The following is a 19,513-nucleotide window of genomic DNA, read 5'->3' as shown; positions in this document are numbered from 1 at the left end:
CCCAAAGCGGCCCCAATGCTTTGGAGGAAAGATGACGCAAGATAGACGCCGTTTCGGCGCAGGCGAGCGTCGCTGATGTCCGCATCGCCCTTCTTCGAAGCCGCAGAGCGGGTCGTGCGCGAGGCTTTTGACAGCGATACGGTGCGACGCGGTTCACGTGGCGAATGGCTTGCCGACGGCTGGGGGGCCATCGATCAACTCGGCCTGTTCCAGGCGCTGATCGCGGAGGAACAGGGCGGACTCGGGATCGCATATCCCGACGCTGCGGACACGCTGTGGCTCGCCGGCTACTGGGCGGTGCCGCTACCACTCGCCGAAGCCATGCTCGGCGCGGCGCTGCTGTCCCGAGCAGGGCTTTCGGCTCCGAGTGGTCCGGCCATCCTTGCACCGTCCGACCTTACCCATCTCCGGAAGGAACAAAAAAGGGACGGCTGGCTCGTCGAAGGCAACGCCGCGCGCATTCCATGGGCGCGCAGCGCCACGACAATTATCCTGACGGCGGAGATCGATGCCCAGCCGAAAATTATCGCCCTTCCCGTCGGCAGCTGTTCGATTGTCGGAGGCTGCAATCTGGCTGGCGAGCCGCGCGATCACATCAGCTTCGCAACTATTCTACCGGCGAGTTCCGTGGGCGATATGGACCAGGGTCGCTCCGCGGTGCACACCGCCGCCGCGGTGCTCCGCACCGTGATGATTGCCGGCGCAGCACAGCGCCTGCTCGATATGACGCTCATCTTTGCCAGCGAACACCAGCAGTTTGATGGCCCGATCGCAAAATTCCAGGCAATCCAGCAAAATCTGGCCGTCCTTGCCGGGCAAGCCGCGCTGTGTCGCGCCGCCGCTGACATGGCGGCGCACGCGTTGTTCGTGCCTGGGGGACAGGTCACTGTGGCGATGGCCAAGGCGCGTGTCGGAGAGGCCGCAGCACTGGCGGCACATGTCGCGCATCAGGTGCATGGCGCCATCGGCTTTACTGGCGAATATGATCTGCACCTCTATAGTAGGCGTATTCTCGCGTGGCGGGAAGAGTGCGGCAGTGAGGCCCAATGGCACGATATCGTCGGGCAAGCCTGCCTCGACGAGCCCGAAGGGCCATGGACCCTCATCACCTGCCACGGAGGTGTCGCGTGATGGCGGCCGCGTCCTGTACTGACACCCGAAGCCGAAGCCTTGCGCGACGAGGTTCGCGCCTTCCTCCGGCAGGAGTTGAGTGCGGCGCGGGCGACCGGCGAATATATCAGCTGGACCCATGCCGATCCCGCCTTCAGCCGCAAGATCGGCGCGCGCGGCTGGATCGGTATGACGTGGCCCAAAGCCTATGGCGGCGGCGAGCGGACGGCGACTGAACGCTATGTCGTAGTCGAAGAAATGCTGGCGGCCGGAGCGCCGGTCGGCGCGCATTGGATTGCTGACCGCCAGATCGGGCCGCTGCTTCTGAGTCATGGCAGCGAATATCAGCGCGAAATGGTGCTCCCGGGAATCGCGGCGGGCGAATGCTATGTCGCGATCGGTCTCAGCGAGCCCGGCGTTGGATCCGATCTCGCATCGATCAAGGCGCGCGCGAAGCCAGTCGATGGCGGTTATCGCCTAAGCGGGACGAAAATCTGGACCACCAACGCGCATCTCAGCCATTATATCATGGTCCTTTGTCGGACCGACGGCGAGCCGGCCACAGGCACGCCGGACTCAGCCAGTTGCTCGTCGATTTCGCATGGCCCGGTGTGGAGTTCCGACCGATCGTCGACATGACGGGATCGCACAGCTTCAATGAAGTCCATTTCGACGATGTTTTCGTGCCCGAGGCGATGCTTGTTGGTACGCGCGGGAATGGCTGGACCCAAGTTTCGGGCGAAATGGGGAACGAGCGCAGCGGACCCGGCCGCTTCCTGTCGTCCTTCGCGATCATCGACGAACTGGTGCGGCGCGTCCGCGATGAACCGACCGAGGAGCGGCGGCGCGCGATCGGCCGGATCGTGTCGCATGTTGCAGTGCTGCGCCACCTGTCGGCCTCGATCGCCGAAATGATCCGGCAGGGCAAGGATCCAACGGTTCAGGGTGCGTTGGTCAAGGACGTCGGCACCGCACTGGAACAGGAAGTTCCAGAAATCGCCCGTCAGATTTTTGCGCTGGAGCCATCGCCCTCATCACCCGACGCGCTGGCAGCATTGGTCGGTTCGACCCTGCTCGCGGCGCCATCCTTCACGCTGCGTGGAGGTACGCGTAAGATATTGCGCGGGATCATCGCGCGCGGTCTTGGTGTAAGATAAATGGCCAGGGCAACGACGGTACGCACCTCGGCCCGAACGGGGGCCGCCGACCCCTCACGCTCATCCGGCGCCCACCTACCGCGCCGGATGAGCGGACTTCAAACGGCCTTGCGTTTCATTTCCAGCCTTTGACGGCGCGCTTCCTCCTGGCCGGGAAGCATCCACTGCTTCGACTGGACCGGGAACCGCGCCTGCGCTTGCGCGCGGCGCCGGCCAAGCATCTCACGACCGCGCTCGCTCATCTGATCGGGCGACCAATGCGTTTCCTTGTCAATCGAAATCGATACCGAACCCACGCTTGGCATGGCGGCCAGCGCCTCCTCGATAGCGATCATGATGCTGGGGACCAGCGTGCATCCCAGATTTGTGGGCAGCAACCTTAAATGAACCGCATCGCCATCCAGGTCGAGGCCGCTCACCATTCCCATGTCGATCACCGAAACCGGCGACTGCGAAGCGATGCTGCACGGGTCATAGACCGTGTGCAGCGCCTTCTCGACCTCGGCGCGAATAAGCGACATCACGCAATCTCCATTTTCGTGTCGGCAAGATGCGCGCGCCAGTTCGAGAAGGGCTCCTGAATGCCCGTGCGCGCCCGCTCGCGCGCGAATTCATCGTCGGCAATCGCGGCCTTCGCTTGGTCAACATCGACACCAAGTATCTTCGCATAGTTGAGCCCGAGGATGTTTGCGATATCCTGGTTGGTAATCTGCGGGATGTTGAATTTCTCCAGCGTTTCATCCTTCAGCCGGTAATTGCGGAACTTCTCGAGGATGGGCTGCGAATGCAGCACCATCGTACCGTCCGAGTAGATGATCTTTTCGCTGCCGCCCTGGCGCAGGAAGGTCGCCATCACCGTTTCGAACTGCGCCGGATTGGTGTTGATCAGCGCCGACGTCACTTCGAAATTCGCGTAAACGTTCGGGAAGAGCGCGAGGAGCATCGCCGTCTCTTCGGTAAAGGCCAGACCGGCGTGGATGATTTCGAACGCCATGTCGGGAAAGGCGTCGGCGGCAAGGTCGATGTCGTCGACGCGGAACGGCGCGATCGGCACCGGCCCGAAGGGTGCGGCCTTGTGGACCGCCACCGTCCGGATGCCGCGCTTGCGGGCACGTTCGAACAACGGGAAGGCCAGACTTTCGTCGTCCATCCGCCAAGAGCGGTGCGGATTGACCTGTGACGGATAGAGCTTCAGGCCCACCGCCGTCGGCATTTCGTCGAGTTGCTGGTCGAGATCGTCGAGGCACACTTCAAGACCGAGCGTCGGGTCGACCCCGACATAGCCGACGAAACGCTGCGGCCAGCGATTGACCGCCTCGATCGTCTTTTCGCGGCGGCAAAGGCCATCGTGGAACCAGGAATCGAGACGCAACGTATGCGTCGCGGCCATGTCGCAATCGCTTTCAAGGAAGAGTGAGCGCGCAAGCACTTCGATCGGCCAGTCGGTGCACTGCCCCGCCGCATCCATCGCGAAGTCGCCCTGCCGCATATGAAGGTGAACAAGCCCGTCGCGCAGGCGATTCGCATAGTGCGAGTTGGGGATATTGTCGTCGCCCATATTATAGGCGTGCGCGACCGCATTAAACACGAACATATCATCGATCATCTTACTCTCCCTCCAATTGGTCATTCGGGCTAGCACCCTGTGGAAGCCTAGCTAGCATTTTGTACCAAATGGAACAAGACCTGTCGCAGGTGATGGCACGAGGCGCCGTGGAGACGCGCGCAACGGCTACCGGAGGCGTGAAAATGGAAATTGAGCGGGTGCGCGCGCGGGCTGGTCGTTGCGACCGTTCTTGACGGGACGAGGTCTTCGCCCGTCGAATTGTGATTGGGGTCAACCGACTCGTCGATCGCCGGGGCCCGCTAGCTCACCTATGGAGCGCCGCTTCCTTCATCGGCAATCGTCGATAGCGCCCGGTCGCGCAAATCCAGAAAATCCATAAGGGCGCGACGGCATTCCTCCGGCGCGTCCGTCGCGGCGAGTTGATAGATCAAGCCGCGCATAACAATCTGCATCACCCGGACATCCGACGCTGTCCGGATGGGATTAAGCTTCGAAAGAAGACTGATCCGTTCGAACGGCTCGGCCCAGACGATTTGAGGCAATAGCTGCTTCATCCTGCGCTGCCCTTCCTGCCAGGCGAGCAGTTCAAAACCGATACGCGAGTAGATGAAGGTGTCGGGATGCGATATCCGGTCCCAGAGGAGGAGCAGTGCCTCTGACGAGGTGCGACAGCTCTCGATATCGGTCGCCGAAATAATCTCTACCCAGGAAAGAAAAAAGGACTTGATGACCTCGTCGAGAAATCCTTCCTTCGAACCAAAATGATAGGAAAGAACTCGGTGACTCGTGCCGAGTTCGGCGGAGAGCGAACGCAGCGATTGGTCACGCAGGCCGTTGGCGAAGAGATAATCGATCGCTTTCAAAACCAGCGCTCGCTTTGTCTTGCTGCCTGCGCTGTTGGATGTCCTTGTCAAAGCCGACCGCTTCACTGACTAAACCTTGCCATGATGTTTTTGCGTGCATCATCCCGGAATGCTTCTGTCAAACCGGCGGATATTTGCGCGCTCACGCTAGGTGACGGGTCCCATTTGGTCAACTTGTGACAATCGCGCGCGGTTCGGGTTTCAGCCTTGATACTCGGCAAGACCGTTGCGAAGCACGACAAGCTCGCGCTCGACCGACATGACTTCAAATGCCGCGCGGCCATCCGCCTCCCGCCATAGTGCGATCCGAAGCGTCTCGCCGGGAAAGACCGGCTTGGCGAACCGCACGTCGAGACGGCGTAACCGTGCGGAATCTCCATCGCAGAGCAGATGGACCATCGCGCGGCCGGCTAACCCATAGGAGCAGAGACCGTGAAGTATGGGGCGGTCAAACCCCGCCTTTTTAGCCACCGATGGGTCGATATGCAGCGGATTATGGTCGCCCGAGAGACGATAGAGAAGAGCCTGGTCGGTGCGCGTCCTGAAATCGATCGTCGCGTCGGGCCGCCTTGTTGGCGTCGGGTAGGGAGTCGGCGCACCGTCGGACCGGCCGCCGAAACCTCCGTCACCCCTTAGAAAATAGCTGCTCCCGATCGTCGCCAACGGCTCGCTGCTTTCGAAATCGCGGATTTCGCGCCGGGTATATAATAACGCACCGCGGCCCGGCCCCTTGTCGAAAACCGCTTCGATGCGCGTTACCGAGCTGAGGTCGCCTTCGGCTGGGATCGGACGGTGGATAGTCAGCGACTCTTCGCCATGTAGCAGCTGCATATAGTCAATCCCGAGCCTGGGATCGGCGAGCCAACCGCTCGGGCTCGCGAGCACCACCGCCATCGTTGGCAGGGCCATCAAGTCCTTTTCATAGACAAAGCGAAGCGCGCGCGGATCAAGCGGGTCGTCCGCACCGACGCCCAAGCCCAGCGCGTACAACATGGTGTCGCGCGCATTGTAGGATCGCCGACACTCGACCGGGGGATAGGCGAGCAGAAAGGTCTCATCGATCGCCATGATCAAATAGGATCCCAGCTGAAAACTTCGCCCGAACGCTGCAGGGGCTGAAAGCTGGAGCGGAGCGAGGGAAGCATGACCTCCGAAATGGTTTCGGGTGTCCAGCCTGCGGCATGATGCACCGACCGGATCGGCTGAGGACGACTGAACAGGAAGATTTCATTTCTTCGCACGCCAAAAATCTGGCCGGACACCGACTTTGCCTGGTCCGAACAAAGAAATGCCGCGAGTGGCGCGATCTTTTCGGGCTTCATTTCCATCAGCCGGGCGACGCGCTGCTTTTGTTCCTCCGTATCGGTCGGAATGGTCTGGGTCAGGCGGCTCCACGCAAAGGGCGCGATACAGTTCGACGTGATCCCGAAACGTTGCATATCGAGCGCGATCGAGGTCGACAGACCGATAACACCAGCCTTAGCCGCGGCATAATTCGCCTGACCGAAATTTCCGATCAGGCCAGATGTCGATGTCATGTGGACAAAGGCTCCCGACCCCTGCTCCTTGAAATGGGGAGCCGCCGCCTTCGACACGGCGAAATAGGCGTTGAGATGGACGTCAATGATGTCGTTCCAGTCGACTTGGTTCATCCGGTGAAAGATCGAATCGCGCAAGAAGCCGGCATTGTTGATGACACCATCGATCCGGCCGAAGGCCTGAACAGCGTCGTCGATGATCGAGACCGCCCCCTGCGGATCGGTGATACTGGCGGTATTGGCGATGGCGCGGCCACCCGCGGCCTCGATTTCGGCGACGACGTCGAGGGCAAGGCCCTGATCGGCGCCCTCGCCGGCGGCCCCGCTGCCGAGGTCATTGACCAGGACGGAGGCACCTTCGGCCGCGCAGCAAATGGCAATCGCCCGCCCTACCGCGCGCCCGGCGCCCGTGACGGCGACCACCTTGCCTTCGAGCATTCCCATCACCCATCTCCCCTATCCATTATCTCAATTGAATTATTATTCACGTATAGGAATAAAAATTCAATATCAAGGATAAGAATGAAAGGCGCGCGATGCCGCCCACAAAGCAGGCCTTGATTGCAACGAATATCAGAAGCTACGTTTGGCGACCGAATCAGCCAGATCGCGCAGGTTCGCGCCGATCCGGTCGAGCGCTGCATCACTCTGGTTTGCGGCAAGCATCACGCCGGAAATGCAAAGCGAAATGGCCCCACGATCATCAAAGATAGGGGTGGCGACCGATATGGCTCCATTCTTGAAGGTTCCGCGGTCGATGGCCCAGCCCTTTTCGCGCACCGTCTGCAGTTCTTGAACATAGTCGTCGAACTCAACCTCATTCTGGTTACGGACACGGTCGAACTCCACCCGCATCTCCGCCTCGGGCATCGCGCTGAAAGCCGCAATGCAGCGCCCCACCCCGCCCGATAGCAACGGTACGCGGTAGCCAACCTTCACAGCGATCTGCATGTCCGCGTTGCATTCCACGACACCGACGACGACAAGCCGGCGCCCGTGGCTTACGCGCCACAGAATGGCGGTCAGTTCATGTTCGTTGGCGATGCGTTCGAGCCGTTGGCGGACGAAGGGAAAAATATCGTTGCGATTGAGCGCCCGCGACGCAAGTTCGACCGTCCCGAGGCCGATGCTGTAGGTCTTGCGGAGGCTGTCGAATTCGAGCAGCCCCTCGGACACCAGGGTCCGCACGATATTGTAGCAGGAACTTGGACTGATCCCGAGCGCCTTGGCAATCGCCGTGACGCCCAGCGGCTCGTCGGCTTCGCTGAAATAACGCAAAACCGCGATTGCGTGTACGATCGAACCGACCAGTTGTTTCGGCCCGGCAAGGCCTTCGGCGGCGCCGCTGCTCCGTGCCATGCCGCCTAGCTCGTCCGACGGGCGGACGGCACGGCACTTCGCGGCGTCAGGACCATATCATGCGAAATGCCAATTCCCCTATCACTCATCGTAAACCGCCCCTGCGAATACGCATTCAAAATTGTGAATATGCAGCGATGGGCGCGAGCGCAAGCGCATTTCACGAAGCGAGCGGCGATGCAAAGCAGCAAGAAGCCCATCGCCGATATATTCATATATAAGAATCATGATACAACATATTGAATATTAATGTCGATCGCGATATGGATTGCTGCGAAGAGGAGTGAATATGGCATCGATTATCGCTTTCGGGGGCTATGTGCCGCGTCGGCGCTTGCAGCGCGAAGCAGCAGTTGCGGCTCTATCGTGGTTCAATGCCGGGCTGAGCGCACACGCCCGCGGCGAACGCGCAATCGCCGGCTGGGATGAAGATACTGTCACGATGGCGGTGGAGGCGGCGCGCGATTGCCTGCCCGAAGACCGGCGGTCGGTGATTCGCAAACTGATCCTTGCATCGACCAGCCTTCCCTATGCCGACCGGCAGAATGCGGGTATCGTCAAGGAAGCGCTGAACCTGTCCGATGATGTCGGCGCGCTCGACGTCACCGGATCGCAGCGGGCGGGAACATCGGCATTGATTGCCGCGCTGGAAAGTGCCGCAGGCGGAAGCGAAGTGCTTTGCCTCGCCTCCGAACGGCGCAAGGCGAAGGTCGCGTCGGAAGCCGAACTGACCTATGGGGACGCCGCGGCGGCGATCCTCGTCGGCCCAGGCGCTGGTCTTGCCGAATTGGTGGGACATCATAGCCATACCGTCGATTTCGCCGATCATTTTCGCGCATCGGACCGTTGCTTGGATTATGAATGGGAAGGCCGTTGGGTTCGCGACGAAGGTTATGCGAAGATCATGCCGACAGCGATTGCCGAGGCGCTGGCGAAATTTAACGTCTCCGCCGACGCCATCGATCGCTTCATCATGGCGGCGCCGATCCGCGGAATCGACAAAAGCGTCGCCAAGGCCGCCGGTATCGGGGCAGATGCAGTCGGCGACAATCTGCAGGATCGGCTCGGAACGGCGGGCTGCGCGCAGCCGCTGATCCTGCTCGCACACGCGCTTGAAAAAGCGGCGCCTAGCGAACTCCTGCTCGTGGCGTCGTTCGGACAGGGATGCGATGTCCTGCTGTTCCGCGTGACCGACGCGATCGGCGCGCGCGCCGCGAACATGGGCGTGTCGGGCTGGCTCGACCGCCGAAAGGCCGAAGACAGCTATATCCGCCATTTGCACTTTACGGGCGCGTTGACCCTTGATGGCGGCATGCGAGCCGAAGCAGATCAGCGCACGCCGCCTTCAATGCTTTATCGTCACCGGCGAAGTCTGCTTTCACTCGTCGGTGGGCGCTGCACGAAAACCGGCACCATACAATTTCCGAAGTCGGACATTTCGGTGGCACAAAATGAACGCGCCATCGGCACGCAGGAAGAATATCCGCTCGCCGAGCGCCGCGCCCGCATCGCAAGCTTCACCGCCGACAGCCTCGTCTACACACCCGATCCACCTGGCTGTTACGGCCTCATCGAATTCGAGGGTGGCGGGCGGATGACGGTCGATTTCACCGATGTCGATCCCGACACGCTCGAGATCGGACAGCCGATGCGGATGATGTTCCGCCTCAAGCGCCACGACGTCGAGCGCGGTTTCAAACATTATTTCTGGAAAGCGGTGCCCGATTACCGGGCCGCAACATAAGGCGAAAGATCATGGCAAGCGGCATCAAGGACAGGGTTGCTATTCTGGGCATGGGTTGCTCGCGCTTCGGCGAGCGGTGGGACATGGACGCAAGTGGCCTGATGGTCGAAGCGTTTCTGGAAGCCATCGAGGATGCGGGTATCGACGTGACGCAGATCGACGCCGCCTGGCTGGGTGTTGGCCTCGACACGGCCAGTATCGGACCGTCAGGAGTACCGCTGTCGGTGGCGCTGCGGCTACCGAATATTCCGTGCACCAAGGTCGAGAATTATTGTGCATCGGGGACCGAATCCTTCCGCGGCGCGGTCTACGCCGTGGCAAGCGGCGCCTGCGACATCGCGCTGGCGATGGGGGTCGAGAAGCTCAAGGACACGGGCTATGGAGGTCTGCCAGCGCGGCCTCGGGGCGCATTCCCCGACGCCACGCTGGCGAACAGCACTGCACCTGGGCAATTCGCCCAGATCGCCTCGGCCTATGGCGCCAAGCACGGTGTGAAGCGTGACGATCTGAAACGCGCTATCGCCCATGTTTCGGTCAAGAGCCACGCGAACGGCGCGAAAAATCCCAAGGCGCACTTGCGCAAGCCGATCACCGAGGAACAGGCGATGAATGCGCCGATGATCGCCGAACCGCTCGGGCTGTTCGATTGTTGCGGTGTCTCCGATGGCGCGGCATGCGTAATCGTGACCACACCCGAAATCGCCCGGCGACTGGGCAAGACCGACCTTGTCACCGTCAAGGCGCTGCAGGTTGCGGCATCGAACGGCTGGGAAGCCGAAGGATCGGGATGGGATGGAAGCTACTTTCACACCACGCGTATCGCCGCGGCGCGCGCCTATAAGGAAGCAGGCATCACCGACCCGCGCAAGGACATCAGTCTGACCGAGGTCCACGATTGCTTCTCGATTACCGAACTGGTGACGATGGAAGACCTCGGCCTCAGCGACGAGGGCCGCGCAGTCTATGATGTCATGGACGGCAAGTTTGACGCCGATGGTGCCATTCCCTGCCAGATCGACGGCGGGCTGAAATGCTTTGGCCACCCGATCGGCGCGTCAGGCATCCGGATGATCTATGAAAACTACCTCCAGTTGCTGGGACGCGCGGGCGAACGTCAGCGGGCGACCCCGCCCGTCAATGCGCTGTCGCACAATCTTGGCGGCTTCCCGAACCTGAATGTCTGCGCCGTCGCCATCGTCGGCATGAACTGACGGGCGAGGAGATGATCGAGCGGACGCTTTTCAGCGACGAGCATAATATCTTCCGCGAATCGGTGCGGCGCTTCCTCGAACGTGAGATTGCGCCGCACCATGCGCGCTGGGAGGAACAGGGTATCGTCGACCGCAGCGCCTGGCTTGCCGCAGGCAAGGAGTCGCTGTTGTGCATGACGATCCCCGAACAATATGGCGGCGCAGGGCTTGACCGGCTGTATCCGACGATCCTGATCGAGGAACTGGCGCGCAACAACCTCAGCGGACCCAATTTCCCGCTGCATTCCGAAATCGTCGCGCCTTATCTGCTCCATTACGGGACCGAAGAACAGAAACTCCGCTGGCTGCCGCCCATGGCGCGCGGCGAGGTGATTGGTGCAGTGGCGATGACCGAACCGAGCGGCGGATCCGATCTTGCCGCACTCCGCACTTCGGCGGTGCGCGACGGTGACGACTATATCATCAACGGGCAAAAGACCTTCATCTCGAACGGCCATCTCGCCGACCTGATCGTTGTCGCCGCGCGGACGACGCAGGGGGCGGGCGCCAAGGGCGTCACCCTGCTCCTGGTCGAGGGCGACCGGCCAGGTTTCAAGCGCGGCCGCAAGCTCGACAAGATTGGCCTGCACGCGCAGGATACTGCCGAACTTTTCTTCGACGACGTCCGCGTGCCCGCCACCAATGTGCTTGGCGAAGTCGACCGCGGCTTCATCTGTTTGATGCAGGAATTGGCATGGGAGCGAACAAGCATCGCGATCCGTGCGGCGGCATTGTGCGAACATGCAATCCGCTGGACGACCGATTATACGCGTGACCGTCAGGCGTTCGGCCAGGCGCTGTTCGACATGCAGCATACGCGCTTCAAGCTCGCCGACTGGCACGCACAAACGCAGGTAATGCGTGTCTTTGTCGACCGCTGTATCGAACTGGTGGTCGAAGGAAAACTCGACGCGAATGCCGCCGCGGTCGCCAAATTTCAGGCGACTGACCTTTTGATGCGGCTGCTCGACGATTGCGTCCAGATGCACGGCGGATACGGCTTCACGCGCGAATATCTGATCGGGCGCACCTATTCGGATTCGCGCTATATGCGAATTGCCGGCGGTTCGAACGAGATCATGCGCGAACTGATCGCTCGAACGCTCTAGTTGCCGATGGACCGCCTTCTCGATTGCTTCGCGCCGGGTCGACGCGTCTATTTGCCCGGCGGCACCGGCGAGATTCTGCCGTTGGCGCGGGCGCTCGCGGTCGACCCTGGAAGCCTTGCGGGCGTCGAGATCACGTCGGCGCTGCTTCCCGGAATCAATCGGACCGACTATGCCGCGCTTCACTCCAATGCTCGGCTCACCGCCTTCATGATGTCGCCGGCGCTCAGTGCGTCGGCTGCGGCGGGACGGCTGCGCATCCTGCCGCTCTGCTACAGCGCGACGGGGCGCTATCTCGCTGAAGACTATGTGCCCGATATCGCGATCGCACATGCCGCGTTGCCGCAAACTGATGGTCGCTGTTCGCTTGGTATTTCAGCCGATTTCGCCCCGCTCGTCTGGCCAAGGGCGAAATTCCGCGTGCTGGTCGTCAACGCCCGCATGCCATCGATCGCACGTGCGCCGTACCTCACGCTGGCCGATGCGGATCTTGTCGTCGAGATCGATGCACCGCCCGTCACTGGGGATGATCAAATAAGCGACCCGATTGTCCAAGCAATCGCGGCGTCGGTCGCAGCGCTGATTCCCGACTGCGCCGCGATACAATGCGGAATTGGCGGCATTCCGGGCGCGACATGGCGCTTTCTGTCGGGACACCGCGATCTCACCATCGCGTCGGGGATGATCACGCCCGCAGTCCGCGCGCTGACCGAAGCCGGAGCGCTGCGCCCGGACGGCCCGCATCAAACGGGGATCGCGGTCGGCGATGCGGGCTTTTATGCTTGGCTGGCGAACTCTGACCTGATTGAGATGGTACCGGTAACGCGAAGTCACGACAGCGTCGCCCTCGCCCGGCTCGACGCTTTCACCGCGATCAATTCCGCGTTGGAGGTCGATCTCTTCGGACAGGTCAATCTGGAGTGGCAGAGAGCGACGCAGGTCAGCGGCGTAGGCGGTGCGCCCGACTTCTCGCGTGCGGCTATCCAGTCGCGCGGGGGGCGCTCGATCACGGCGCTACGCGCCACCGCCAGCGAAGGGACAGTTTCGCGCATCGTACCGCGCCTCGACGTCCCGACCGTATCGATCCCCCGCAGCGACATTGACACGGTCGTCACGGAATATGGGGTCGCCGAACTGCTGGGCCGCTCCGTCGATGAACGTGCCGCCGCGCTCATTGCGATCGCAGCGCCTGCACACCGCAATATGCTCGAAAATCGGTGGCGGCAAATAAATGGGTCACACCTCGTCAGGATATAATATGCTCGAACCGTCGCACCTCGAAATCCGTGAATCGGTCCGCCGTCTCTGCGCCGATTTTCCCGGCTCCTATTGGCAGGCGCTCGACCGCGACCGCATCTATCCGACCGAGTTTGTCCGCACGCTGACCAGCTCGGGCTTCCTCTCGGTCCTCGTCCCCGAAGAGTATGGCGGGGCCGGGCTCGGCCTGTCGGCGGCAACCGCGATCCTCGAGGAGATTCACCGCTCGGGCTGCAACGGCGGCGCGTGCCACGCACAGATGTACACGATGGGCACGATCCTGAAGCATGGGTCGCCCGAGCAGAAGCAGCGCTATCTGCCCGGCATCGCCAGCGGCGAACTGCGCCTCCAGGCCTTTGGCGTCACCGAGCCAACGAGCGGAACCGACACGACGCGGATCAAGACCTTCGCGCGCCGCGCGCCTGCCCTCGCGAAGGCGGGGGGCGACGATTATGTCGTCAATGGACAGAAAATCTGGATCAGTCGCGCCGAACATAGCGACCTGATGGTCCTGCTCGTCCGCACCACCCCGCGCGACCAGGTCGCCAAATCATCCGACGGCATGAGCGTCCTGCTCGTCGACATGCGCGAGGCGGCGGGCAACGGCCTGACCATCCGGCCGGTGCGCACGATGCTCAACCATGCGACGACCGAGCTGTTCTTCGACGATTTACGCGTCCCCGCCGCGAACCTGATCGGCGAGGAAGGCAAGGGTTTCAAATATATCCTCGACGGCATGAACGCCGAACGCATCCTGATCGCGAGCGAATGTATCGGCGACGGACGCTTCTTCATCGATCGCGCCAGCGCCTATGCTTCGGGACGCGAAGTGTTCGGGCGGCCGATCGGCGAAAATCAAGGCATTCAGTTCCCGATCGCCCGCGCGCATGTCCAGCTATCGGCGGCGGCGGCGATGGTCGATCAGGCGGCGGCGCTGTTCGAGGCGGGCGAGCCGTGCGGCACCGAAGCCAATATGGCAAAAATGCTCGCGTCGGAGGCGAGCTGGTATGCCGCCGATATGTGCATCCAGACCCACGGCGGCTTCGGCTTCGCCGAGGAATATGACATCGAACGCAAGTTCCGCGAGACCCGGCTCTACCAGGTCGCGCCGATCAGCACGAACCTGATATTGAGCCATGTCGCGACGCATGTGCTGAAGCTGCCGAAGAGTTTTTGACAACGCTGCTCCCCCGCGAACGATGGAAAAGCACTGACTTTACGGAACCGGTCCGCGGTATCGAAAGCTTGGTGGCCGCGTGGTGTATTCCATCCCGGATCTGCAAGAATGGGCGAATCAGGATATCCGCACCTGCTCATCCGGTCACGGGTCTGACCGATAACTCCTAATCCCCGTGAGCATGGTCACCGTGCTCACGGCTCGAGCCTTCGGCCAAGAGGTCGTCCAATATGTCACCAAACCATATTTCGAGAATGTCGAGAAGCTGAGCGTCGATCGGCATGATGTCCGGAAGGTCGTCAACAACCGTCCATTCCTTGACATCCCGCCGTCTGCGCGCCGGGCTATAATAATCGAGCAGGTCATATTCCGTCACGGCGATGTCGCTCCACACAGCACGCCCATCAATGATCTGAAATTTCCGCTCCATGGCATCAGGATAGAAAGCGCGACGGCATTGTCGACTGAGGGCTTCGGACCAATGAGAGAGATGAAGAGCATGGGGGCGTCGAGAAGCGACCTGTTCGAAAACGCGTAGCCCTCATTCGGAGTAAAAATCGGACGGTTTGTCGTGTTCTGTCATTGGCGAGGTGCCTGATTCCTCTGGCCTGCTGTCTTTGGCGGCGGCTCTGTAGACACCATAGCCCACTCGGACAAGAAGCCCTTCCCTGCACATCATGGGAGGATATTGCCGGGGAACGCCGATGGCCTCCAAATCTTTGGTCCGGACAATTCCACTCCGTTCGGCCAGATCAATTGCACACTCCCGCAATGATAATCGGGGTTGCGGTTTCGAGTGCTTGGAGCCCTCCAAAGCAACCTTCGCTGGAGTACGCCTATGTTTCTGTGGTTTTTCAAGGTCTTCCGACCACAGGTACTCGTCACCACCGTCGTCGGGGAGCCAATTATAGCATCTAAAGCGTTGAATTTAGATGATTTTTAGGACGGTCATCAAATTGACCCCACATCCATCCCCACAAAATAAATTCGCTGCGTTCTATCGCGCGGAAGGAAATATCATCGCCCTGCGACTGGGACCGATCTTTCAATCGCATTTCAAAAGCCGATTCTAAGCCCCGTCAGCATTTCCTGTCGATAATCTGCAGTTCAATCCCGCTGCCTCTCACGGCGCTCTCCAGCCGTCCTCCTGGTCAATCGTTCGAGCGGTCCGCTGCGCCGGGTCTCGCGATATTCTACCAGCAAATAGTGTGCAATTCCGGCGGGCTTGTGAACCGGCGTCGAAAGCGGGGCCCCTTGGATAGTCGCTATATGGCCTTGAACAAAAAGCATAATATTGAGGGTCGAGAGGTCCTAGTCGCGCCGATTGATTCAAAGGCGCAGCATATATTGCCGTTTGTTTTTAGATCGTTCTCGAATTTGTCGGAGTCCCACTTTCGACGCTAATCCACAAGATCGGCAGGACACCTAGCACGTTGCGCCAATACGCCGCTGCCGATGGCACCCGCCTCGGCCAAAATGACGCGCAAGCTTAGGCGGCTCGCGAGCTCCGCCGCGGTCAGGCCGACGATTCCGCCGCCGATGATCGCGAGATCGCAATCATGCGAGCTGACAAGCCCGCCGCGCGCCGCCGCTGCGGGCCTGGCCAGACCGGCCGGGAAACCAGCACATCGTCATCTCTCAACGACGGGTCAGAGGCCGAGAGCGGCTTCGAGATTGGCGATGTACATCTCGATATTGCTGCGCGAAAGGCCGCGAAGTTCCTCGCCCTTTTCGGAATCGAGCGGGAAGAAATGGGTACGGATGACGAAGATGCACGCGTCGGGGCCCGCTGGTGTCACTTGGATCCGCCCGCCATAATCGGCCCAGGGCAGCGGGCCATAGTCGACCATGTCATAGGTGATGACGCGTTCGACATCGTCGAGCTCGACGAGCCGTTCGACGACCGCCCCGCCGCCGATTGCCGGATCGAGATGATAGGTGCGGAGCGCACCGATGCCCTTGCCAGTCGTCTCGACCCGCGCGACATAGCCGCGTGTCAGGACGGTACCGGCGAAATCGCCGGTGAATTGCCAGACCTTATCGGCGGGCGCCTCGATCCGCCGTGCGATTTCGACCCACAACATGGCTCTCTCCTCAGCGGATATAGTCGGCGCCCGGGTGGGCGCGCGGGAAGGTCTTCAAATAATCGACGAAGCGGCTCAGCGCCTTGTCGCTGCGCGTGAACATGCCGCGCGTGAAGCGGATCGTGTTCAAGATCTCGACGTCTTGGTCCACCACCGCGATTTCGAGCGCCTGTGCGAACTCCAGCGTCTCTTGCACGCGCTTGTCATCCTCCGGCGTGCCGTCCGACTTCTGGGTCGCGATCACGAAATAGCTTCGCAGGGTACCGGGCCGGTGAATGCCGCACGGATAGAGGAATGCGAACCAGCGCCCGTTCACGCTGCCCATCTGGTAGAAGATATTCGTGCCGTGGATGCCGACCTTGTACTCGATCGCCGCACCCGTCTCGCGGAAGCTGCCTTTCAGATCGTAGTTATAGCCGAACTCATGCCAGTTTATGTCGTCTGTCGCATCACCCTCGATCTCGATACCGTGGACAATATTGATGTGATTGAAGTCGGTGGTGTTGCACATGAACACCCAGGGGTCGGCCAGCAGATCGAGATGCGGGATATCGCTGTGGAAGGCGAGTTCCTCGTCGGGGAAGCCAAGGTCGGGCAGGTCATACAGCGCCTCTCCTTCACGTCCAACGGGATTGCGCCCACCGACTGGATGACATCGGCATAAACGAGAGCGCCCTTGGCATGCGCGATCTCACACACGCGCTTCAAGTCGTGCTTGAACCCTGTCCAACTCGAGACATGCGAAACCGCGACAAGCTTGGTGTCGGATGTGATCGCCTTGTCGAGCTCATCATAATCTATCTTGTGATTGCGCGGAGCGAGCACCTTGAGTGGCATGCCGCGTTTTGCGAGCTCGCCGTAAAGCACCAGCGCACCGTCATAATGGAGCGAATCGCTCACGACCCCGCGGCCCGGTCCGAGGCCGAGCCCCGCTGCAATCAGATTGGTGGACTGTGAAACCCGCCCTCAACGAATTGTCCCGTCGAAAAATCGAATTCGCGATATTCGACGAAAGAGGAACCTCCATCGCCAAAGGGGATGAGGCATCGATCGTTCTGCGGCAAACATTGAACGTTGAGGTTCAGGAACACGACCTCATAGCGCTTGTTCTCGCGGACGTTAAGAGCGTCCACGTCCAGCACGAGCCCTATCGGCAAACGCGGAGCGCGGCGCAACGTAGAAGGCACCAGCCTTATGCTCGTTATTGCGTACAAAGCGGACGATCTTGTCTTCGAGCAGATAAAAGCTCGGTGTAGGCGAACTCGCCGATCGCGCTTCCTGGATTTCGGCCACGATCTTGGGATATTCAGGGCTGGAAGTCAGGCGTTCCATCGTCTTTTCAGACTGCTCGGCCGCCCACTCGAGGGCCTTTGGATCTCGCGCCTTCGCGAGCCAAGTGAACTGATCGGGCGCACCGGGGTCCGCGGTTCCAGGATTCAGCGCCCAAGACTCCGTTGGCGTCGTCGAGAGGACGCTTGCCGCCAATATTGTACACATCACGGCATTGTACACATCACGGCGCGAGAGTTTATGCGGCCGCACCTTGAACGAGACTTCCGGCTGGCTACGCGTTTTGACGACCACTTCATGAAACACCCTCCCTCGCCCTGACGGGGCGGCAATGCATGTGACAATTCGTCCATAATATCATAATGTCAACGCCTATATGGTGAGATGCTTCAGCGTGTGCGACGACCACTGTGGTGGCCGGCAGCTTGCCCGCCAAGACGACCGCAGCGTTGATCATGTTCATCCACAATGCTCTTCACGCCAAGCCTGGCCCGGCGGCTTGTTCGCGGAGCGACGCAATGTCCGGCGGCATATTCGCTCCCAATATCGGCAACGCCAGAAATGATCGAGGATGGACGCAATTCCGCCCTCTCCTCCTGTCAGGCTACGCTCTGTTCGATCGCGCCGAAGATGTTGTGATGTCGATCATCGTCCATCCAGATGCGAACCGTATCGCCCTTTTGCATGAACGGCGTCTTGGGTTCGCCCCGCTGGATCGTTTCGACCGTCCGGACTTCTGCCGGGCAGCTATAGCCCAAACCGCCCGCAGCGATCGACTTGCCCGGAGCGCCGTCGGTATCGCGGTTCGAGACCGTGCCGAACCCGATGATCGTGCAGGCGCCCAGATCGCGTGTCTTTGCCGCATGGGCGATCAGCGCGCCGAAATCGAACGTCATGTCGACGCCCGCGTCGGCGCGCCCAAGCGGCTGGCCGTTCAGGTCTACCGACAAGGCCGTGCAGCTTGCCGTCCTTCCAGCGATCACCAAGCGCCTCGGGCGTCACGAACACCGGCGACATGGCGCTCGACGGCTTCGACTGAAAGAAACCGAAGCCCTTCGCGAGTTCCGCAGGGATCAGCCCGCGCAGCGACACGTCATTGGTCAGCCCGACGAGCAGGATCGTCTCGCGCGCGGCAGCGGCATCGATACCCTTGGGCACGTCCCCCGTCACGACGACCACTTCGGCCTCCATGTCACAGCCCCACGCGGGGTCGCCGAGCGGGATCGGGTCGCGCGGAGCCAGGAAGGCATCGCTGCCGCCCTGGTACATGAGCGGATCGTGCCAGAAACTGTCGGGCATGTCGGCGCCGCGCGCCTGCCGCACCGGCGCGACATGGTTCATATAAGCGCTGCCGTCGGCCCACTGATAAGCACGCGGCAGCGGCGACGCGGCATCATGTTCGTGAAAGCGGTCCTTCGGGATCGCGTCATGGTTGAGATCCTCGGCCAGCGCCGCGAGGCGGGGAGCGGCATAAGCCCAATTGTCGAGCGCAGCCTGCATCGTCGGGACGATCTGGCCCGCGTCGGCATAAGACCTGAAGGAGTATCTGAAATCAGCCTGATGACCGCCCCGGAGATCGCCGCTCTACTGCTCGATAGCTGCGGATCGCCCCAACAATTTGAATCCTATATGTTCGGCTCTATCCTGCTCCGGATCGGCGAGGACATCGACATCCTGATCGTGGGTCCGGGCGGCGGCGCGCTGTCGCAGCTCAAGGGCGAGATTCACGTGTCAGGCGCGAACCTCCCGCTTCACATCCTCTACCTGCTGCCATCTGAGGCGGACCGCACCGAATTTGTGAAAAGAGAAAAATGCGTTCCGCTCGCGCAGCTCGCCCGTTCCGCGCCGCGCCCAGATTGAGGGTCGTTGCGGTCCGCAGCGACGCGGGCCTGGGTGCAAGAACTTTCCAGATCGGCGCGATCCTTATCGCTCGGGCTTGAGCGGTCGGTACCCATGCCGGCGCCGTGCACATGTGCAAACGACAGGTTTCGGGCGGCCGTCTCGCCGCCAG

Annotated in this window: 22 protein-coding genes and 1 pseudogene; 9 read left to right on the top strand and 14 right to left on the bottom strand. The window is 61.1% G+C overall.

Annotated features, from left to right (window positions below; genetic code table 11):
• Positions 1 to 75: 75 nt before the first annotated feature.
• Genes CVO77_RS18675 through CVO77_RS21505 form a run of 3 tightly spaced genes read left to right on the top strand, consistent with a single transcriptional unit; the run spans position 76 to position 2,267 of the window.
• Positions 76 to 1,131, top strand: a complete 1,056-nt coding sequence (locus CVO77_RS18675) for an acyl-CoA dehydrogenase family protein (protein ID WP_106000361.1) — start codon at positions 76 to 78, stop codon at positions 1,129 to 1,131.
• Between the two features lie 18 nt (positions 1,132 to 1,149).
• The gene (locus CVO77_RS21510) at positions 1,150 to 1,749 is read left to right on the top strand and encodes an acyl-CoA dehydrogenase family protein (protein ID WP_420822551.1); all 600 of its coding nucleotides are present in this window, start codon (positions 1,150 to 1,152) and stop codon (positions 1,747 to 1,749) included.
• A complete protein-coding gene (locus CVO77_RS21505) occupies positions 1,746 to 2,267 on the top strand; it encodes an acyl-CoA dehydrogenase family protein (protein ID WP_197709654.1) in 522 nt (173 codons plus the stop codon). Before CVO77_RS21510 ends, CVO77_RS21505 begins: the two co-directional genes overlap by 4 nt.
• 98 nt (positions 2,268 to 2,365) lie before the next feature.
• Here CVO77_RS21505 and CVO77_RS18665 read toward each other — a convergent pair whose 3' ends face one another.
• The 6 genes from CVO77_RS18665 to CVO77_RS18640 form a co-directional block, all read right to left on the bottom strand.
• Positions 2,366 to 2,788, bottom strand: a complete 423-nt coding sequence (locus tag CVO77_RS18665) for a metal-sulfur cluster assembly factor (protein WP_106000360.1) — start codon at positions 2,786 to 2,788, stop codon at positions 2,366 to 2,368.
• Positions 2,788 to 3,873, bottom strand: a complete 1,086-nt coding sequence (locus CVO77_RS18660) for an amidohydrolase family protein (protein WP_106000359.1) — start codon at positions 3,871 to 3,873, stop codon at positions 2,788 to 2,790. The genes CVO77_RS18665 and CVO77_RS18660 overlap by 1 nt, the downstream gene beginning before the upstream one ends.
• A 269-nt stretch (positions 3,874 to 4,142) precedes the next feature.
• Positions 4,143 to 4,697: a TetR/AcrR family transcriptional regulator gene (locus tag CVO77_RS18655; protein ID WP_106000358.1), complete on the bottom strand. Its 555-nt coding sequence runs from the start codon at positions 4,695 to 4,697 to the stop codon at positions 4,143 to 4,145.
• Positions 4,698 to 4,898: 201 nt separating this feature from the next.
• Positions 4,899 to 5,765 carry a MaoC/PaaZ C-terminal domain-containing protein gene (locus tag CVO77_RS18650; RefSeq protein ID WP_106000357.1) on the bottom strand — a complete coding sequence of 289 codons (867 nt, stop codon included), beginning with the start codon at positions 5,763 to 5,765 and terminating at the stop codon, positions 4,899 to 4,901.
• A gap of 2 nt (positions 5,766 to 5,767) precedes the next feature.
• Positions 5,768 to 6,673 (bottom strand): SDR family NAD(P)-dependent oxidoreductase, encoded by a 906-nt coding sequence (locus CVO77_RS18645; RefSeq protein ID WP_338061525.1) that lies wholly within the window; start codon positions 6,671 to 6,673, stop codon positions 5,768 to 5,770.
• Positions 6,674 to 6,808: 135 nt separating this feature from the next.
• Positions 6,809 to 7,594, bottom strand: coding sequence for an IclR family transcriptional regulator (locus tag CVO77_RS18640; RefSeq protein ID WP_106000355.1), 786 nt, complete (start codon positions 7,592 to 7,594; stop codon positions 6,809 to 6,811).
• Positions 7,595 to 7,883: 289 nt separating this feature from the next.
• Between CVO77_RS18640 and CVO77_RS18635 the strand changes: the two genes are divergently transcribed.
• From CVO77_RS18635 to CVO77_RS18615, 5 genes are read left to right on the top strand one after another with little or no spacing between them, the layout of a single operon-like run.
• Positions 7,884 to 9,338, top strand: a complete 1,455-nt coding sequence (locus CVO77_RS18635; RefSeq protein WP_106000354.1) for an OB-fold domain-containing protein — start codon at positions 7,884 to 7,886, stop codon at positions 9,336 to 9,338.
• Positions 9,339 to 9,349: 11 nt separating this feature from the next.
• Positions 9,350 to 10,549 carry an acetyl-CoA acetyltransferase gene (locus tag CVO77_RS18630; protein ID WP_106000353.1) on the top strand — a complete coding sequence of 400 codons (1,200 nt, stop codon included), beginning with the start codon at positions 9,350 to 9,352 and terminating at the stop codon, positions 10,547 to 10,549.
• Between the two features lie 11 nt (positions 10,550 to 10,560).
• Positions 10,561 to 11,697 (top strand): acyl-CoA dehydrogenase family protein, encoded by a 1,137-nt coding sequence (locus CVO77_RS18625; protein WP_106000352.1) that lies wholly within the window; start codon positions 10,561 to 10,563, stop codon positions 11,695 to 11,697.
• Between the two features lie 6 nt (positions 11,698 to 11,703).
• Positions 11,704 to 12,951 carry an acetyl-CoA hydrolase/transferase C-terminal domain-containing protein gene (locus CVO77_RS18620; RefSeq protein ID WP_106000351.1) on the top strand — a complete coding sequence of 416 codons (1,248 nt, stop codon included), beginning with the start codon at positions 11,704 to 11,706 and terminating at the stop codon, positions 12,949 to 12,951.
• Between the two features lies 1 nt (position 12,952).
• Positions 12,953 to 14,128 (top strand): acyl-CoA dehydrogenase family protein, encoded by a 1,176-nt coding sequence (locus tag CVO77_RS18615; protein WP_106000350.1) that lies wholly within the window; start codon positions 12,953 to 12,955, stop codon positions 14,126 to 14,128.
• A gap of 166 nt (positions 14,129 to 14,294) precedes the next feature.
• Here CVO77_RS18615 and CVO77_RS18605 read toward each other — a convergent pair whose 3' ends face one another.
• The 8 genes and pseudogenes from CVO77_RS18605 to CVO77_RS18575 form a co-directional block, all read right to left on the bottom strand.
• The gene (locus tag CVO77_RS18605; protein ID WP_197709653.1) at positions 14,295 to 14,558 is read right to left on the bottom strand and encodes a hypothetical protein; all 264 of its coding nucleotides are present in this window, start codon (positions 14,556 to 14,558) and stop codon (positions 14,295 to 14,297) included.
• A gap of 111 nt (positions 14,559 to 14,669) precedes the next feature.
• Positions 14,670 to 14,900 carry a type IV toxin-antitoxin system AbiEi family antitoxin domain-containing protein gene (locus tag CVO77_RS21835; RefSeq protein WP_275541974.1) on the bottom strand — a complete coding sequence of 77 codons (231 nt, stop codon included), beginning with the start codon at positions 14,898 to 14,900 and terminating at the stop codon, positions 14,670 to 14,672.
• Between the two features lie 628 nt (positions 14,901 to 15,528).
• Positions 15,529 to 15,669 (bottom strand): hypothetical protein, encoded by a 141-nt coding sequence (locus tag CVO77_RS21970; protein WP_420822550.1) that lies wholly within the window; start codon positions 15,667 to 15,669, stop codon positions 15,529 to 15,531.
• Positions 15,670 to 15,777: 108 nt separating this feature from the next.
• Positions 15,778 to 16,212, bottom strand: coding sequence for an SRPBCC family protein (locus CVO77_RS18595; protein ID WP_106000348.1), 435 nt, complete (start codon positions 16,210 to 16,212; stop codon positions 15,778 to 15,780).
• A gap of 10 nt (positions 16,213 to 16,222) precedes the next feature.
• Positions 16,223 to 16,723 carry a hypothetical protein gene (locus tag CVO77_RS21090; protein WP_146130905.1) on the bottom strand — a complete coding sequence of 167 codons (501 nt, stop codon included), beginning with the start codon at positions 16,721 to 16,723 and terminating at the stop codon, positions 16,223 to 16,225.
• A complete protein-coding gene (locus tag CVO77_RS21965) occupies positions 16,645 to 17,151 on the bottom strand; it encodes an aminotransferase class V-fold PLP-dependent enzyme (RefSeq protein ID WP_420822549.1) in 507 nt (168 codons plus the stop codon). The genes CVO77_RS21090 and CVO77_RS21965 overlap by 79 nt, the downstream gene beginning before the upstream one ends.
• Before the next feature lie 180 nt (positions 17,152 to 17,331).
• Positions 17,332 to 17,808: a hypothetical protein gene (locus CVO77_RS21085; RefSeq protein WP_146130904.1), complete on the bottom strand. Its 477-nt coding sequence runs from the start codon at positions 17,806 to 17,808 to the stop codon at positions 17,332 to 17,334.
• 293 nt (positions 17,809 to 18,101) lie between these two features.
• Positions 18,102 to 19,032, bottom strand: a pseudogene (locus CVO77_RS18575) (fumarylacetoacetate hydrolase family protein); the annotation flags it as partial.
• Positions 19,033 to 19,062: 30 nt separating this feature from the next.
• Here CVO77_RS18575 and CVO77_RS18570 point away from each other — a divergent pair.
• On the top strand, positions 19,063 to 19,362 hold the full coding sequence (locus CVO77_RS18570) for a hypothetical protein (protein WP_192878844.1): 300 nt from the start codon (positions 19,063 to 19,065) through the stop codon (positions 19,360 to 19,362).
• Positions 19,363 to 19,513 lie beyond the last annotated feature (151 nt).

Source organism: Sphingopyxis lindanitolerans, assembly GCF_002993885.1.
In the GTDB taxonomy this organism is placed as follows: Bacteria; Pseudomonadota; Alphaproteobacteria; order Sphingomonadales; family Sphingomonadaceae; genus Sphingopyxis; species Sphingopyxis lindanitolerans.
Note: the sequence above shows the minus strand (reverse complement) of the source record. Positions and strands in the feature narration are given on the sequence as shown.